This is a genomic window from Chitinophaga sp. Ak27 (assembly GCF_012726295.1).
In the GTDB taxonomy this organism is placed as follows: Bacteria; Bacteroidota; Bacteroidia; order Chitinophagales; family Chitinophagaceae; genus Chitinophaga.
On record NZ_JABAOB010000005.1, the window covers coordinates 223888 to 241858 of the forward strand.

The window sequence follows — 17971 nt, forward strand, 5'->3', positions numbered from 1 at the left end:
ATTTGTGGCAATCAGTACGGAATATGAGCGATATATACAGCAAATATGAAACAGTGATCGGGCTGGAAGTGCACGCCCAGCTGCTTACCGACAGTAAATTGTTTTGTAGCGACAGCGCGGCCTTTGGCGGCGCTCCTAATACCCATATCAGTCCTATTACCATGGCACACCCGGGCACCCTGCCCCGGATGAACCGTAAAGCGGCTGAATATGCCATTAAACTGGGCCTGGCCTGCCATTGCGAAATTGAAAAAGAGAATTATTTCGCCCGGAAGAATTACTTCTACCCGGATCTACCCAAAGGCTACCAGGTATCACAGCATACGGCCCCCATCTGTAAAGGAGGCTATATCAGCATTGTAACCGATGCCGGCAGCCGGAATATACAGCTGAATCGCATTCACCTGGAAGAAGATGCCGGTAAACTACTGCATGACCAGGACCCTGACTACAGCTATGTAGACTTGAACCGTGCGGGCGTTCCCCTGGTAGAAATTGTTACCGAACCAGACATCCATAGCAGCGACGAAGCCTATGCCTACCTCACCGAAATGCGCCGCCTGGTACGTTATCTGGGCGTTTGTGATGGTAATATGGAAGAAGGCAGCATGCGCTGTGATGCCAACATCTCCGTACGTTTAAAAGGAGCTACTACCCTGGGAACCAAGGTAGAAGTAAAAAATATGAACTCTATCCGCAACGTAAAAAGGGCGATAGACAACGAGGTAAAAAGACAGATAGACCTGATTGAAGCCGGTGGCACCCTGGTACAGGAAACCCGTAGCTTCGACGCATCTAACGGCAGCTCTTTTTCGCTCCGCTCCAAAGAAGAAGCCAATGATTACCGCTATTTCCCGGAACCCGACCTGGCGCCATTTAAACTAACAGACGAATTTATTGACAGCATAAAGGCCACGCTGCCTGCCCTGCCGGAAGAACTGATCCGCAAATACACCACCGAATTTGGCCTGCCCGAATATGACGCCCGTGTAATTTGCGACGATAAATCTACCGCCGACTACTACGAAAGCCTTATTGCCGTTACTTCCCAATATAAAGCAGCTGCCAACTGGATGCTTGGCCCCGTAAAGTCCTGGCTCAATGAAAATGCCGTGGAAATAGGCGGATTCCCGGTAACACCTGCTGCACTGGCATCGCTCATTAGTCTTACCGACGCAGGCAAGGTGAGCTTCTCCATTGCTTCCTCCAGGATATTACCGGAAATGATACAGGCACCGGCCGACCCGCTGGAAATAGCCACCAGGTTGAATTTACTGCAAGATAATAATGCCGATAATATCTCTCCCATTATTGACGAAGTACTGGCGAAATACCCCGACAAGGTAGCCGCCTTTAAAGCAGGAAAAAAAGGATTAATGTCGCTGTTTGTAGGAGAAGTAATGAAACTATCCAAAGGCAAGGCAGATCCCCGCTTAACCAACGAATTACTGGCAGAAAAACTAAAAGGATAATTTATCCTATCTTGAGGAATGTAGGTTTGATGAATGTTCAAAAAACAATAGCATGAAAAAATACTTATTATGGATTTCCGCAGGTGTTTTCCTTGCAGGATGTGCCCAACAAACTGAAAAAGGTGAATTTAAAATAGACGGACATCTTAATAACCTTCCGTTAGGACCAGTGGTATTGGAAGAACTGACCCTGGACAACGTGAAAGTAGTGGATTCCACCAGCGTAAAAGATGCCAGCGGTAAATTTACGCTGAAAGGCATGGTGGCTGAACAGGGATTATACCGCATTCGCTTCGACAACGGCAAATTTTTATTGCTGGCACTGGATGCCGGCGATATGAAGATAGATGGAGATGCAGATAAACTGGATGATGTAAAAATCAGTGGCTCTGAAGCAACATCCGAACTACAGAGCTTTATGACTACCATCAGCAAAGAATCTATCGGGCTTACCGAAGAAATGCGTAAACTGGATAGTCTCCATGGAAGCGTTCCAGACAGCGTTTTCCAGCCACAAGTGACAGCTATGCAGAAGAAACAGAAAGACTTTGAAGAAGGTTTCTTCCTGATGGCCGACAAAACTAAAAACCCCGCTAACGCCGTATTTGCAATCAGCCAGGTAAGAAGCGGAGAAGAAATTATTGCACACAAACAAGTGCTCACCAATCTCACAAAACGCTTTCCTAAAAATACGCTGGTAAAAAGTATGACTGATAAAATTGCGGAACTGGAAAAATCCCAGGGAAGCGGCGGTGATGCAGCCGGTGGGGAAGAACCCAGCAGCGCGGTAAAAGTTGGCCAGGTAGCGCCTGATTTTTCATTACCCGATCCCTCCGGCAAAATGATCAGCCTGAGTTCATTCCGTGGTAAATATGTACTCGTTGATTTCTGGGCCAGCTGGTGTGGTCCCTGCCGCCAGGAAAACCCGAACGTGGTAAAAGCGTATCAACAATTCAAAGGAAAGAATTTCACGATCCTGGGCGTTTCATTGGATAAAACCAAAGACAAATGGCAACAGGCTATTAAAGACGATGGCCTGGCCTGGAACCATGTAAGTGATCTTAAATTCTGGGATTCAGCAGTAGTGCCTTTATATGGTATCAACGCTATCCCTACCAATTTCTTACTGGATCCACAGGGAAAAATCATCGCAGCTAATCTGCGGGGCCCCGCACTGGAAGCCAAACTCCGGGAAGTACTGAAATAAATAATCCGCTATATAAAAAAAGCTCACCTGTGTCCAGGTGAGCTTTTTTTATACATATCTGCTATAAATAAAATGGCCACTCTTAACGTTGCGTATCCCACCAAACCCTGTCGGTAAGCAATCCTGGCTGCTGCGGCTGTTTGTTGGTCGCATTTTCAGAAGACGGGTATACAAAACGCCGGGGGATAGAAGTAAGCCCCTGGTAAGGATTCAATACTACTTTCAACTTCGGAAAATTTGTTCTCCTCCAGTCATTATACGATTCCAATGAAAGGAAATTGGACACGTACTTCTCCGTCATAATAGTTTCATATGCGGTAGCATCTGTCAATGTACAATGGGCGGCAATATATGCACTCACCTCAGCGCTCGCAGGGTTCAATCCCAGCCTGCTCATTGCTGCGTTTACGGCCGTTATGAAGACTGGCTGTGCTGCGGCGGTTCCGCTAACCAGGTAGGTAGCTTCCGCCTGGATAAACAGTAACTCATCGTACGTACCTAAATATACAGATTGATCGGGCCGGTTAAAAAAGCTACCTACTTTAGAAACAGTATCTTTCCCATTCAACTTTCCGTTCGGACTACTACCTATTATTCTTCCTTTATACTGACCGGTTGCTGGCGCTACGGCTGCAATTACCGGCAGTCGGGGATCTGATTTAGATTTTAGCAAGTCTACAAGGGTAGATGACATATAGGTATTACCCCAGAATGTGAGAAACTGGAACCAGGGTGCGTTGTTGCCAGCAGTGCTGCTGAACTTTACACCGGGATTGGCAGTGGCATCTGTAAAGCTCTGTGCTGCAGCATCGAGGGCCAACTGCGCCTGTGTTTTGACATCCTTTCCGGGAGCATAGCATAAGCGAAGCGCATAGCGCGCTTTTAGAAAATAGGCAAATTTCACCCAGCTACCCATCTGGTCTGGCTGCGTACCATAGAAAAGATCTTTGGCATCTGGCTGTACAATACTGTTATCCGGACCTTTCATCAGTTTTATACCATCATCCAGTAAAGTAAAAATAGACTGGTAAATGCTCTCCTGCGTATCATATTTTGGCTTGAGATTATTGAACCCCTGTAATCCGTCTGAATAAGGCACGTCATTCCACAAATCGGTAGCAATAGCCAGGTTATAAGCAATCATTACTTTGGCTACGCCTTCATAGTGCGTGTGTCCTGCCGCGGCGGCCTGTGTTTCCAGTATTTTAAGATTTTTCAGGCAGGCAGGATACAGATCAAATGCCCAGGTGATGTCTACATCTGTGGCCGTTACCCTATAGGAATCCCAATCCGGGGCGCCCAGGTTGTAAGCCAATTGTTGCGTCCAGAAAGCGGCAGTCCTGGCAGGATAACCACCAGCAATATTAAAGGCATCGTTCAATTGAACAGAGGTCAGCAGCAGTCTGTCATCTACTTTGGAGGCTCCGGCCGGGTCTGAGTTTACGTCCAGGAATTTCTTACACCCGGCTCCCGCTATCAGCATACATCCGGCGACAGCCGTCATTACTATTCTCTTTTTCATCGTTACCAGGTTTAGAAAGTGAACTTCATTGTTGCATTAAAGGAACGGGTACTGGGCGTTACGTAATGATAAAAACCACCTGCGTTGCTGCCCACGCCATAAGTACCCAACTCCGGATCGGAGCCGGTAAAGCTCTTGTCATGGTGTATCCACAAATTACGTCCGGCAATAGATACCATGGCGGCTCTAAATGGCGTACGTTTTAATAATTTCGGCATCAGGTGATAAGCCAGCGTTACATTTCTCAACTTAATAAAAGACGCATCCTGTATCAGGTTTTCGTTGGCATATACCCACATCCCCTGGTAGTACTGCTGATTTGTTTTGATAGCCGTAGTATTTTCTTTTCCATCGCTGGCTCTTACCCCTTTAATGATCGTAGAGCCGTCGCGGTTTGCCGTAATATTACTGGTGCCATAATACACAGAATAGTATTCGTCGAAATTCACCAGCTGCCCACCAATACGTGCATCGAGTGTAGCAGAAAGATCTATACCCTTATAGGAAAAAGTATTGGTGAATCCACCCAGCCAGTCGGGCTGAATATTGCCGATGTTAAAAGCCGTACCCTGATCTAAGATAGGATAGCCATTGTCCGTTACCAGTTGCTGCCCGTCGGCGTTCCTTTTCCAGCGCGATCCTTTAATAGTGCCATAAGGCTGCCCCGCTTCCAGGAATATACCAGGGGCAGTATACCCCCCTATCTGTATAGCGGTTACCCCCGGCGATAACCGTACAATTTCACTCCTGTTACGGGAGTAGTTCAGCATCAGGTTCCAGTTAAAATCTTTGGCACGTACTGGGGTAGCCGTTAACGTTAGTTCAATCCCTTTATTTGTTAGCTTTCCTGCATTTACAATGGCGGTAGTATACCCGCTTCCTGCAGAAACGCTGGTTTCATAAATCAGGTTAGTGCTTACCTTGCTATACCAGCTGGCTTCCAGGCCAATGCGGTTATCGAACCATTTTGTTTCCAGCCCTGCTTCAAATTCTTTCAGGCGCTCTGGCTCAAGGTTGGGGTTTCCCAGTATGTTACGGCTGGAGAAGGCACTGGCGCCATTTACAGGCGGTATAATCTGCAAGCCAAATCCATCCTGGATTTTTGTTTTGTAGAATTTGGTATCTGTCTGATAAGGCGCAGCATCATTACCCACCGCAGTATAAGCTACTCTGAGCTTTCCGAAGGATAACGTTTTACTACTTTTTAATGCAGACAATTCAGAGAACACAAAAGCGCCGGTTACAGATGGGTAAAAATAAGAGTTATGTCCCGCCCGCAAGGCAGACGACCAGTCATTTCTACCGGTTACGGTAACATAAAACATCTTGTTATATTCCAATACCGCTTGTCCGTAAATGCTTACCCTTCTTCTATCGTAGTAATTTTCCGTGGTGGTGATTGTTTCACTGTTGGCAATATCATAGAGATTATCTACCGACAGTCCTATTCCTTTGGTCAGCAGGTCGGTATAATGTTCTGAAATAATGTTATTACCTGCCATCACTGTCAGATCAAATTTATTCCACGTTTTGTGTGCAGTCGCATAAAAATCATGATTGATTTGCGTATTATTTATTACTTCGTCGAACACGCGACCGTTGGGATAGGCGGTACCCAACGAGCCTTTGGCTTCGTGAAAAGTGCGGTTATCGGTATATACATCGGCACCAAGCTGTTCAGTAAGTGTTAACCAGTTCAGCGGTGTGTATACCAGGCTTACTGTTGGTATAAAACGGTGCACATTCAACCGCAATCCTGTGCGGTCGGCAATCCAGAAGGGACTGTTTTTATTGTCTTTATACATACGCTGGCTGCCATCCGGGTTCGTATAGGGTAGCAGGTTATAACTGATGGGGGCACTATAAAGGGTAGACAAGTAAGTAGTGGTACCCGCGCCTCCATTTCCTTCCAGCAGGCGGTCATTACGCGAATCAATATAATTAAGGCTGGTATTCACCACCAGTTTTTCGGTGAGATGGCTGGAAAAATTGGCGTACAGGGCGTTTCGGTAGTAATCGGCGTTCCTGGTAACCCCTTCCTGTCGCAGGGAAGTGTAGGAAAGGAGGTAACTCGATTTATCTGTCATACCGCTAAGACTTACGCTGTTGTCCCAGGTGGTACCGGTTTTAAAAAACATTTTACGCGGGTCGTATTTGGGTAATGGCTGTCCGTTCACATTAAAGGTATCCATGCGTGGCCCCCAGGATAGCGGCGTTTTCGCATTCAGGCCATCGTAATACTTTCCACCATCGCCCTGGGCCCAGTTTTGCTGAAACTCAGGTAAAATGGCTTTGTCGATGTTGATGCTGGAACCTACTATTACATTCAATCCTTTGGATCTTCTGCCGGCGCCATTTTTAGTCGTGATAATGATGGCTCCTCCTGCGGCCCTCGAGCCGTATAATGCTGTGGCAGAGGCGCCTCTTAATATGTTTACCGATTCAATGATATTAGGGTCTATATCTATTCCCCGGTTGGGAGTAGTGCCGCCAACATACAGGGGATCGTCATCGCCGGCACGCAGCTGATCATTACTGATGGGCACTCCATCCAGTACAAATAGCGGCTGGTTATTTCCTCTCAGGGAGGCGCCTCCGCGAATAATTACTTTGGTGCCGGCGCCCGGGGCTCCGCTGGTAGCGCTGATCTGTACACCAGCTACTTTTCCCTGCAAACCATTCAGAAAGCTGGCTTCTTTCGACTGCACAATGTCCTCTCCTTTTACCTCCTGTGTGGCATAACCCAGGGTGCGTTTTTCGCGCCTGATTCCCAAAGCCGTTACCACTACTTCACCCAGATCTTTCTTATTCACTCCTAATGCCACATCAATAGTGCTTTCTGCTCCTACGGCCACTTCCTGGGCTGTGTAGCCAATAAAAGAAAAAACCAGGACCGGATGCCCTGTTTCGGAAATCTCCAGTCTATAGGACCCGTCGTTGGCTGTCAGCGCTCCTTTTCCACTTCCTTTAATGCCGATGGATACCCCCGGCAATCCTGATCCATCTTTTGCGTCTGTAACCTTACCTGTGATTAATTTTGTTTGTGCATAGGCGCCTACAACACTAACGGTTACAAGTAACCATAAGAGTAGTCCTCTTTTCATAAGCAATATTGATTTGTAAATATTTGACAGCAATTAAAACCAGGGAGATCAAAATGATCATAGCGCTGTTTGTTTATTTCCGGTAATTCTACTTGTTTGTATGTCACACATAAAACCGCGTGTGCATCCTCATATTTGTGCCCGATTTATCCTGCATTTGTCTGCGACCCCTTCTTATACTATACACGAAATAATGGTTGCTATTAGTAATTAAACTGCTGCAATATAGAAAATTCAAAAAAACCTTATCTACAGCCTCTTAAAAAATGTGATGATTCACATTTCGTTTAACTTTTCCCTGCTAAAATATGCTAATATTAGTATTATCGGAATTATTTAAATGTTTTTTGGGGAGCAGGGCTCCAATCAATATTTTGTTGGCAAGTGCGTTATTAAACTTATCTAGTGAGAGGTAAAAAATAAAAAAAGCGCCCCGATAACCGGGACGCCTTTCCATGGTTTTTAATAGTTAGGTCCGTTAGTATTTTGGATTCTGCACCATATTTGGATTCGCATCCATTTCAGCCTGCGGAATCGGGAATGCAACGCGGAAATCGGTAGGACCGGTTTTCCGGGTGCTCAGCGCATTGGCATCAGCGATATTACGTTCGCCGTTCTTGCGGAACAGGTCTGTCATTGCAAAACCTTCGCCTACCAGTTCAATCCTTCTTTGTTTAGCAATTTCAGCTTTGATGTTGTTAACATCGGTAAATGGATCCAGACCACGTTTAGCACGGAGCATGTTTACATCGTCGGTCGCTTGCTGCAGGTTGCCCAATTCAGCATAAGCCTCTGCGCGGTTCAGCAGTACTTCACTGATTCTCAGCACCTTAACATTTACCAAACCAACTTGTCCCTGCGCTTTATTACCGGAAAACTTCATCAGGTAATTGCTACCGTCGAGCGTTTGGGTAAAGCCTTTACGTACATCATTGGGATCCAGTAAAGCCATAAACGCATCGGTCAACCTGATATCTCCATAGCCACCCAGTTTAGAAGGAACGTACATATAACCGAAGTTGTTAGAGCCTCTTCCATTAGGTGTCAGGAAACGCAGGGAAAAAATATCCTCGCTACCAGCAGCATCTGCATTGAAAGTATTTGCTACTTCCGTAGGTGCGTATAAAGCATATTTGTTACTGTTAATCAGTTTACTGGCTTCATCAATAGCCAGCTGCCAGTCACCTTTGTAGAGATAGGCGCGGCTCAATAATGCTGTAGCAGCGTCTTTGGTAGCATTGAAAACATTGGCTTTAGCATCTGTAGTAAGACCATCCGGTGCTTTCTGCTGGGCTACTTTCAGATCAGCGATAATAGCTGCATAAGTTTCCGCCAATGTACTACGTCCGGGTTTGAAAGTAGCAGGTACATCTGTAGCCTTTGTTACCAGGGTGATACCACTGTTAGGTTCATTTACCTTAGCATCCACATTGGTATAGGGCCTGGTATATCTTCTAGCCAGGTCAAAATCTGCCAGTGCACGGAGGAAGTAAGCTTCTCCCTTAATGGTGGCAGTAGTGGCGGTTTCTGGCAGTTTATCGATCAATACATTCGCCTGGTTTACTACGCGGTAAGCGTTCAGGAAAGTATTGGTTTGTGGCGCCAGCAAGGGCGTATAGTTCATCTGAAACTCCGTGATGAAACGGTTGGAGTTCTGCGAAGTTATTTTCATGTCATTACCACCTAAGTCAGTAACAATCAGAAAATCGCGGCCATAGTATTCCTGTTCTTCCATACGGGTATAGATACCGTTGGCGAGAATACGTGCATTCCCTTCTGTTACCGCGTCATTTCCATTTAAGGATGACTGTGGATTCTGATCCAGCTTGGTGCAGGCGGAAAACAAGCCCGCTGCAGCCACTGCGAATATGGAGAGTTTTGAATATTTCATAATTGACTAAAGTTTTTGTTTTACTTCATTACAGTCCTACACTAATACCAAATGTGATCACCCGTGAAGTAGGATAACGGTAAAAATCAGTACCCGCATTGGTAGTAGCTGTAGAGGCTGTGCTGGTCGGAGAAAGTGGGTTGGTGTTCATATCCGGATCCCATCCTTTATAGCCAGTCAGCGTAAACAAGTTTTCTGCCTGTGCGTATACTCTTAATCCCTGCATATGCATTCTGCTCACCACGTTTTTAGGAAGGTTGTAACCGAAAGTCACGTTTCTCAACCTAACATAGGAGATATCTTCCAGGTAACGGGTAGAAGAAGCATTGGAGTTGGTACCATTACCCCAGATAATTTTAGGTCTGTCGGCAATATCACCTGGTTTCTGCCAGTGGCTGCCAGCGTCTTTGGCCTGGTTACCGGTAGTATTGTTACCATCGCTTTCCAGGAATGAGCGGTTGTAGTTATAGGCTTTGTTACCTGCGCTGAAGGTGATGAATAAAGACAGATCGAAGTCTTTATAGTTGAATTTGTTGGTAAAACCACCGGTGATCTTAGGCAGTGCCTGACCAACGTATTTTCTTACAGCTGAATTGTAATCAGCAGTAGGTTTACCATCAGCACCTACCCAGGTAGCGGCGCCTGTCTGAGGATCTACGCCTGCCCATACCGGCATGTACCAGGAACCGAAAGGCATGCCTACTTCAATTCTCTGACGGGAACCGGATGGAATAAACTGTTGTCCACCCAACGACAGCACGCGGTTGCGGAGGGTAGCGAAGTTCAGGTCGGAAGTCCACTGGAAGTTCTTGGTAGCTACCGGAATACCACCGATAGTTACTTCAAAGCCCTGGTTCAGCATCTTACCTACGTTCATGTTCATTACGTCAAAACCGCTGGTCATAGACAGTGGCAATTGCATCAGCAACGCAGAAGAGCGTTTGTCGTAGTAACCTACGGCAGCGTATAAACGTTTTTTCAGCACACTAATGTCCAGGCCTACGTCAAACAGGTTTTGTTTTTCCCAGCTCAGCGCCGTGTTGGCAGGTTGTTTCTGGAAAGCAACAGAACCGTCGGCATATACACCTTTCAGGCTGTACAGTGGCTGATAAGGATAGTCGCCCAAACCTTCAGCGTTACCCATAATACCATAGCTGGAACGCAGTTTCAGGTCGCTCAGCCAGGAGATGTTCTTAGTAAACTCTTCTTCTGAAATACGCCATGCAGCGCCTACAGAGTAGAAATTACCGAAACGGTTGTCTTGCGGGAAACGGGAAGAACCATCTCTTCTGAAGCTACCGCTCAGGAAATATTTTGATTTATAGTCATAATCCGCTTTCGCCAGGATACCCTGGAACGCATAGGAAGTTTCATCACCACCCATGTCGAAATACTTAGCGCCGGCATCTGGCACCTGTGCCTGACCGTTAGGGAAGCCATTCTTTGCAGCGAGGCTCCATACACGGGTTTGGTAAGAATATTCATTACCAGCCAGTAAACGGAAGTTATGATCTTTACCAATGCTGAAGTTATAGGTCAGCAATTGCTGGGTAGTGTACAACGCGATGTTAGAGTTAACGTTATACAGGTAGCCACCATAATTACGACCATCGTAAGAATCGGGTGCAGTCCACTGCTTTTCGCGGATATTGGTTAACTCAGCGTTACCTTTTACCACGAAGCGTAAACCGTCGATAATGTTATATCCCAATGCAGCATTGAAAACTGTCTGGGTGTTATTAGACTTGTTATAGTTCTTATCTACAGTGCTCAGGAAGTTACCGCCACGAATAATAGGAACGTAGCTGGACGGAATACCTGCAAACCCATCCCAGGTAGTAGAACCCGGCTGACCAGCAGTATAACCGTTATAAGGGTTACCGGCTATATCACGGGAAGGGATATACGGTACGTTAGACAATGCGCCCATCAGTGGGGAAGAGTAGGAGTTACCACCGCTCGCACTTCTCTGATCTGTATAGGAACCATTTACTTTTACGCTCAGGTCGAACTCATCGTTGAATTTGTGATCTACGTTCAAACGGCCACTGTAGCGACTAAAGTCAGAACCGATCAGGATACCTTGCTGTTTGAAGTAGTCGCCGGAAGCATAGTACTGGGTTTTGTCGTTTCCACCACTGGCGTTGATGCCGTAGGACTGGGTTTTACCAGTGCGGAAAGCTTCTTTCATCCAGTTGGTATTGATGTTGGTCAGTTTATCTGGGCGGTTAGCCAGGATATCTGCTTCCGTGAAAGTGGGGGTACCATCTTTCTTGGTAGCATTTCTCATTGCTTCGCGCTGATAAGCCAGCAATTCGCTGGAGTTCATCATATCAATGCCATGTGCCAGGTTCTGGAAACCGTACTTGGCGTTGAAGTTAATCCTATTTTGCCCTTTTTTTCCGGTTTTGGTGGTGATAACGATCACCCCGTTGGAACCGCGGGAACCGTACAACGCAGTTGCAGATGCATCTTTCAGTACAGTTACGTTTTCGATGTCGGCAGGGTTCAGGTTGGCAATTACATCTTGGGTAGGAGTGTTCTGGGTGAAGTCACCAGTAGAGATGACTACCCCATCTACTACATACAACGGGCTATTGCTGGCAGAAATAGATCCGATACCGCGGATACGTACTTCTGTTTTAGCACCTGGCTGACCGGAGTTGGTAGATACCGCTACTCCGGGTGCATTACCCTGGAGCATCTGGTTTACGTCAGGTAAGGCAACGTTGTTAATTTTAGCACCGGCGATAGAAGTGGAAGCAATCGTTGAATTCACCTTCTTTTCAATAGTGTAGCCGGTTACAACTACTTCTTCCAGACTCTTTGAATCTGTTTTCAGTTTTACGTTCAGGGTAGCGGCGCTACCTACTGGAACTTCTTTGGCTTCAAAGCCGATAAAGGATACGATCAGGGTAGCATTGGCGTCTACCTGGATAGAGAAGGAACCTTCCGGATTCGTACTGGTTCCTTTGGAGGTGCCTTTAATTTGAACGTTGGCACCAGGAATAGCTGAGCCATCATTGGCATCAGTAACTCTCCCTGTTACAGTGCGACTTTGCGCAAAGACCTGCCCGCCCAGAAATAGCACGGACAAGAGGAGAAATAAAACTTTCCTCATAAGCATGATTTTGTTGTTTCCTTACCTTAAAAAATAATAATCGTTATCAAGGCACCAGGCCCTAATTCATTTGGTTCCGTTAAATAATTCAGTCGAAATTAAATGGTGATGGAATGCTTCTAAAGCTGGCGAGATAAGCGTACAGTAATATACATTGACAATAAATAAAATATTGACAACGTCTGTTGCGATTTATTCAATAAATCAACAGCAGAAGTAATCAACTTCTTTCTCATAAGCAGTTTCCTTAGCAAATTTTCAACCGGCTTCAAATATAATATTTATTAACAAAAAATTAAGCTTGGAAAGTTCCCGATAACATTCAGATAACATTACTTTAACAATGCATTAACATATTATAAATTGAAATTACCTATAAGGGCATAATAATAAACAAGCGGCAAGAATACCGCCTGTGCTCATCAACCAAAATCTAAATCGAGATTAATGTTGCCCCGCATAAGCGGGGCTAATGTCTTATCAGGAAAGGGTAAGTGGATATGCTTTTAACAACTCCAGCAATACCATAAATAAATCATCATTTCGGTGATTAAACCGGTACTCACACTCTTTCAGGTGTAAATAAGCGGTATTTCGGTTTAATCCCTTAAACTTAGCCAGGCGATGCTTGGTAAGCCCCCAGAAAGCGTCCACATCATCCATCTGATGGGAATCTGAAGTCTGACCTAAACGGTACAAACGGTACTGACCTAAATCTACCAGTCCGTTAAAACGGCGCAGACGCTCTGAGATACCCTGCGTTTCCAACACGGAACGTCCGCGTGTAGCGGCGTGGATCATAGAACGACTTACATCTGGGAGAATTTCAGTGTGTAACCTGTCTGCCGTTCGGCAAATACCGAAGATTACGGGCTTCACAATCCGGTCTACTTCCGGCTTTACTGCCACCAGCGTATCGCTGTCGTGGTCGGGGGTAGGGTCACTTTGCCGGACATCGTAGGTTAACACGGGAACCGGCGCAGGATGCTGGGATTCACAAAAGCGGGCTATCTGGTGTCTTAATTTTTTAAGATAACTATTGATAGTTACCCTACTGACACCGCTGATATTCGCTATCTGGGTCGCAGTCAGATCATCGGCAAATAGCCGCAAGATCTCCTTAAACTTGCGCTCAGATAAATGAGCGCCCTTTAAGAACTTATTTTTCATGAACTATGTGGTTAGAATGGCGTTATAAACCTCATACTTTTTCATTATAATACCCCCTCCTTTTTTACAAGCGGTGATAAGGGTATTTGAATGTTGTCCACTAGATTATTTTAAGGTGTTTTTTTGTCCATTTTAGCTAAACATTTAGCATCCACTGCGAAATACAGCTCCGGAAACGCCATCGGGGTTAACACAAGGCTTTTACTGCCCTGTGTTAACCCCGATAACCTGTATGATAAGTTTTAAAATTACTCCTTGTCGCTGATACCTAACTGCGCTATATCGATATCTTCTTCCTCATCCAGCGTTTTCCATAACTCTTTCTTCCTCGCCTTCTTCAGCAATGCCTTTTCCATCCATAATAACAACGCCGGCAAGATCGTCAAATTGGTAATCATAGCCACTACCAGCGTAAGCGATGTGAGCCAGCCCAATGCCTTGGTACCTCCAAACTCTGAAAAACTGAAAATCATAAACCCGGCGAACAAAATAGCGGATGTATAAATAATACTTAAGCCGGTTTCATGTATCGTTTGCTTCACCGTAGCACTGATGTCAAAATCATGGCGTGGCAGCTCCTGTTTAAAGTTAACCAGGAAACGGATAGTAACGTCAATGGCTATCCCTAACGCCACGCTAAATACCAATACCGTGGAAGGCTTCAACGCCACGCCTACCCAGCCCATTACACCCGCGGTTACCACCAGCGGAATCACATTCGGGATCAGTGATATGATCAGCATTCTCCACGAACGGAACAGGTACAACATACACAGCATAATCAACACAAAAGCCAGGATAATGCTCTCCATCAGCCCATTGATAATAAAGCGTGTACCCTCCTGGAATATTACGCTGGTACCTGTAAAAGTAACCTTGTAATGCGCTGTATCAAAAATCTCTGTCACTTTCGGCCGCAGGGAATCCAGCAACACCGGCAATTTCTGAGATCCTACATCCTTCATATTCACGCTCAGCCTCGCTACCTGTTTGGTACTATCCATAAAAGAAGATACCAGCTTACTGAATGTAGACGTAGCTCCGGTAGCATTGCTATTTCCCTTCATTCGGAGATAAGGCGCCAGGAAGCCAAGATCAAACTCGTTAGGCACCGCATAGTTGGAACTATCCCCATTGAAGTATGCCTGCTTGGCAAACTTAATCCCTTCCACCACGGATAGCGGGCGACCAAAATCAGGCTGTGAGCCGATCAGCTGGGTTAACTTATCCAGCCTGTTCAACGTTTGCAGGCTAATCACCCCGTTCTTTCTCTTTGTATCTACCGCAATCTCCAATGGCATTACGCCTTTGAAGTTGGTTTCCAAAAACTTCAGGTCAGTATATAACTTATCGGTATGCGGGATGTCGTCCAGCATATATCCTACTGATTGCAAACGACCCATTCCCACAATGGCCAATATTATTGCTATTACACTTACCCCATATACCCACGGCCGGTATTTGAAGACCAGCGTTGTCAGAAAATCTAATATCGCCGCAAAAAAGCGGTTTTCCAGGTAGTTGGTATGTTTGCTCTTGGGCGCCGGCAAATAACTCAGCACAGAAGGCAGAAAAATAAAGGAGATCAGGAAGATGAACATGATGTTCAGCCCCGCTACTACGCCAAATTCCTTCAGGATAGCGCTGTTGGTAAAACAGAATACCCCAAAACCAATAGCAGCCGTAAGGTTGGTAAACAGCGTTACAATACCCATACGTTGTATCATATGCACCAACGCCCGCGTTTTATTGGCATCCTTCGCATACGCGGTATGGTACTTACTCAGGAAGTACACACAGTTCGGAATCCCTATTACTACGATCAGCGAGGGAATCAGCCCTGTCAACAAAGTAATCTTATAACCCATCAGCACAATGGTACCTACCGACCAGATCACCCCAATAGCCACAACGATCATAGACATCAACACTGCGCCAAAGGAGCGGAAAAACAGGAACAATATCAACCCTGTCAAGAGGAAGGAGATTTTGAGGAACAACTTCAGCTCGTCTGCCACCTTAACGGCCATGGCCGTACGAATAAGTGGCAATCCGCTCAAATGCACTTCGGTATGTTGTTTCTCCTGGAAAGCGTTGGCCAGCTTAGTAATTTCCTTTACTACGCCGGTGCGCTTAGGTGAATTAAATACATCCTTATTCACATAAATAGCCATGAGATAGGCATGTGAATCGGGGTTGTACAGCAGCCCTTTATAAAACAGGAGAGTGTTAAATACCCTCGATAAGCTGTCGATCACCACCTGGTTGCCCAAATCGCCTTTGAAAAGCAGGCTCGCTTCCAGCTTTTGGGTACTGTCATTTTTGACCAGGTTGATGGCCATTGGTACACTCATAATATTCTCCACAGCAAAAACATTCTTCATGTCCTTGTTCAGCTGAACATAGTCCTTGAAAAAATCTGCCTGAAAAAATTTATCTGTCTGTACCGCAAGCATGAGCACATTTCCATCCCCGCCAAATTTTTGCTTAAACTCCTGATACTCAATAAATTTGGGGTTGTCGTGTGGAATGGTAGCCACGTAGTCGTAAGACATTTGTACCTTACTGGCATAGTAACCCATCACGCCGGTACCGGCGAGCAATAGAAGTAGAAGCAATAATCGATATTTTAGCACAAAGCCTGCTAAACGTTGCCACATAAGGATTTTCTTTTTTTATAATGGGCGTAAAGGTAATCAAAATAGCTATTGGCTGTTAACCAACAGCGATGAGCTGCCCGGTTTTAGCTACCAGCCGGCGGGTTTTCACTTCTAGCTGTCAGCATCTCATTTTTCAGCCCCAGCCAGCCCGCCGCAGCAGGTGTCTCCCGTTTATATTAACTTGCAACCTTTATAAATTGCTGAAAAATTGCTTCACAAAACACGCGGCATAGTATTACGTACGGTAAAATATGGCGATACCAGCCTGATCGTGACCATGTTCACGGAACTTTTTGGCGTGCAATCCTATATGGTTAACGGTGCCCGTTCTTCCAAGCCAAAAGCAGCCAAGGGGAACCTACTCCAGCTGGGCAATATCCTTGAATTGGTAGTATATCACCATGAAAGCCGCAATCTTCAACGCATTTCGGAATTTAAACTGGGATACATCTTTACCACGGTACATCTGAACGTAGTAAAGAATACGGTGGCTTTATATATGATTGAGCTACTCCAGAAATGCCTGAAGCAGCCGGAGCAAAATCTGGAACTCTATTACTTTACAGAAAACATGCTGCAACTGCTGGATGTAGCTGCAATGCCGGTAGTGGCCAACCTTCCGCTCTACTTTACGCTGAAAACAGGGGAGCACCTCGGATTCCGGCTCAATGGCCGCTTTTCAGAATACACGCCCTATGTAGATTTACAGGAAGGTCATTTTACCGACTTACCTCCACATCATCCCAACCACCTCGATCCACAAAACAGCGAGTTAACAGATCAGCTGGTTCAGTGTAAGGAAATCCAACATCTGGCGGCTATTACCATGAACAAAGAAAGAAGAAGAAAATTATTATATGCTTACCTGGATTTCTTCCGGTTGCATTTAGCGGATTTCACAGAGCTCCACTCACCGCCTATCCTGCACGAGATTCTCGACGCCTGACCGGGCAGCCTTTTCACCCGCCTCTGTAAAAAATTTGAGTTCCACATCGTTGCCATCGAAAACGGCATAAGAGAAATAATTCAGCCAATCGCCCAGGTTGATGTAGCGACTGCCTTCCTGTAACGGAATGTCCAACGGCAAATGCCGATGACCAAATATGAAGTAATCGAAGTGTTCTTTTTGCAATATTTCTTTGCTGTAAATAGCCAGCCATTCATTTTCTGCGCCCAGAAAATGTTCCAGCTTCTGTCCGGCTGCGGCACGGCTCTTACGGCTGAAATAATTGGCCAGGGAGATTCCTACCCATGGATGGATGGCAGAAAATAACCAACGGCAAACGGGGTTTCTGAAAACCTTCTTGAGCATCTTATACCCATGATCACCCGGTCCCAGGCCATCACCATGACCGATATAAAACTTTTTGGCGCCGATGGTATAGGTCTGTGGTTCATAATATACAGGGATATTCAGCTCATCTTCAAAATACCCATTCATCCACATATCATGGTTACCGATAAATACAGAGATGCCGATACCTTTATCGCTCAACGTTGCCAGCCTGCCTAGTATACGGGTATACCCTTTCGGGATCACGTGTTTATATTCAAACCAGAAGTCGAAAATATCACCTACCAGGAAAATATGCGCGGCATCAGCTTCCACCTGGTCGAGCCATTGTAACAACAGCTTTTCCCGTTCCCGGCTGGCAGCGGGATTGGGAACTCCCAGATGAAAATCAGAGGCAAAATATACTTTCTTTCGGGCTGGTAAATGAATGTCCATTCTTAAAATTATGAAGCTTTTAGTATTTAGCGTTATCCGCTGGCGAGAAAACGAAAATCGTTTGTTTCACCAAAGCATAATGGCTAAATACTAAA

The 17971-nt window shown here is 45.6% G+C and carries 10 protein-coding genes; 3 read left to right on the forward strand and 7 right to left on the reverse strand.

Translation table 11 applies throughout. From position 1 onward, the window contains the following. Positions 1-23 precede the first annotated feature (23 nt). On the forward strand, positions 24-1472 hold the full coding sequence (gene gatB, locus HGH90_RS18300) for an Asp-tRNA(Asn)/Glu-tRNA(Gln) amidotransferase subunit GatB (RefSeq protein ID WP_168766581.1): 1449 nt from the start codon (positions 24-26) through the stop codon (positions 1470-1472). 52 nt (positions 1473-1524) lie between these two features. Next, complete coding sequence (locus tag HGH90_RS18305; RefSeq protein ID WP_211093095.1) at positions 1525-2679, forward strand: TlpA disulfide reductase family protein; 1155 nt, start codon at positions 1525-1527, stop codon at positions 2677-2679. An 82-nt stretch (positions 2680-2761) separates the two neighbouring features. On the opposite strand, the gene HGH90_RS18310 is transcribed toward HGH90_RS18305, so the two are convergent. The 6 genes from HGH90_RS18310 to HGH90_RS18335 form a co-directional block, all read right to left on the reverse strand. Next, on the reverse strand, positions 2762-4201 hold the full coding sequence (locus HGH90_RS18310; protein WP_168766580.1) for a SusD/RagB family nutrient-binding outer membrane lipoprotein: 1440 nt from the start codon (positions 4199-4201) through the stop codon (positions 2762-2764). Positions 4202-4212: 11 nt separating this feature from the next. Further along, entirely contained in the window at positions 4213-7305 is a 3093-nt protein-coding gene (locus tag HGH90_RS18315) for a SusC/RagA family TonB-linked outer membrane protein (RefSeq protein WP_169191680.1), read from the reverse strand. A gap of 478 nt (positions 7306-7783) precedes the next feature. Beyond that, positions 7784-9196 (reverse strand): RagB/SusD family nutrient uptake outer membrane protein, encoded by a 1413-nt coding sequence (locus tag HGH90_RS18320; protein WP_168766578.1) that lies wholly within the window; start codon positions 9194-9196, stop codon positions 7784-7786. Between the two features lie 28 nt (positions 9197-9224). Then, on the reverse strand, positions 9225-12317 hold the full coding sequence (locus HGH90_RS18325; RefSeq protein WP_169191681.1) for a SusC/RagA family TonB-linked outer membrane protein: 3093 nt from the start codon (positions 12315-12317) through the stop codon (positions 9225-9227). Between the two features lie 480 nt (positions 12318-12797). Further along, positions 12798-13487 carry an IS1595 family transposase gene (locus tag HGH90_RS18330; protein WP_145662880.1) on the reverse strand — a complete coding sequence of 230 codons (690 nt, stop codon included), beginning with the start codon at positions 13485-13487 and terminating at the stop codon, positions 12798-12800. 248 nt (positions 13488-13735) lie between these two features. Next, positions 13736-16105, reverse strand: coding sequence for an efflux RND transporter permease subunit (locus tag HGH90_RS18335; RefSeq protein WP_248277032.1), 2370 nt, complete (start codon positions 16103-16105; stop codon positions 13736-13738). Positions 16106-16355: 250 nt separating this feature from the next. On the opposite strand from HGH90_RS18335, the gene recO reads away from it, so the two are divergent. Continuing rightward, positions 16356-17093 (forward strand): DNA repair protein RecO, encoded by a 738-nt coding sequence (gene recO, locus HGH90_RS18340; RefSeq protein WP_168766574.1) that lies wholly within the window; start codon positions 16356-16358, stop codon positions 17091-17093. Here the strand turns inward: recO and HGH90_RS18345 are convergent. Further along, positions 17058-17876, reverse strand: coding sequence for a UDP-2,3-diacylglucosamine diphosphatase (locus HGH90_RS18345; protein WP_211093094.1), 819 nt, complete (start codon positions 17874-17876; stop codon positions 17058-17060). The genes recO and HGH90_RS18345 overlap by 36 nt on opposite strands. Positions 17877-17971 lie beyond the last annotated feature (95 nt).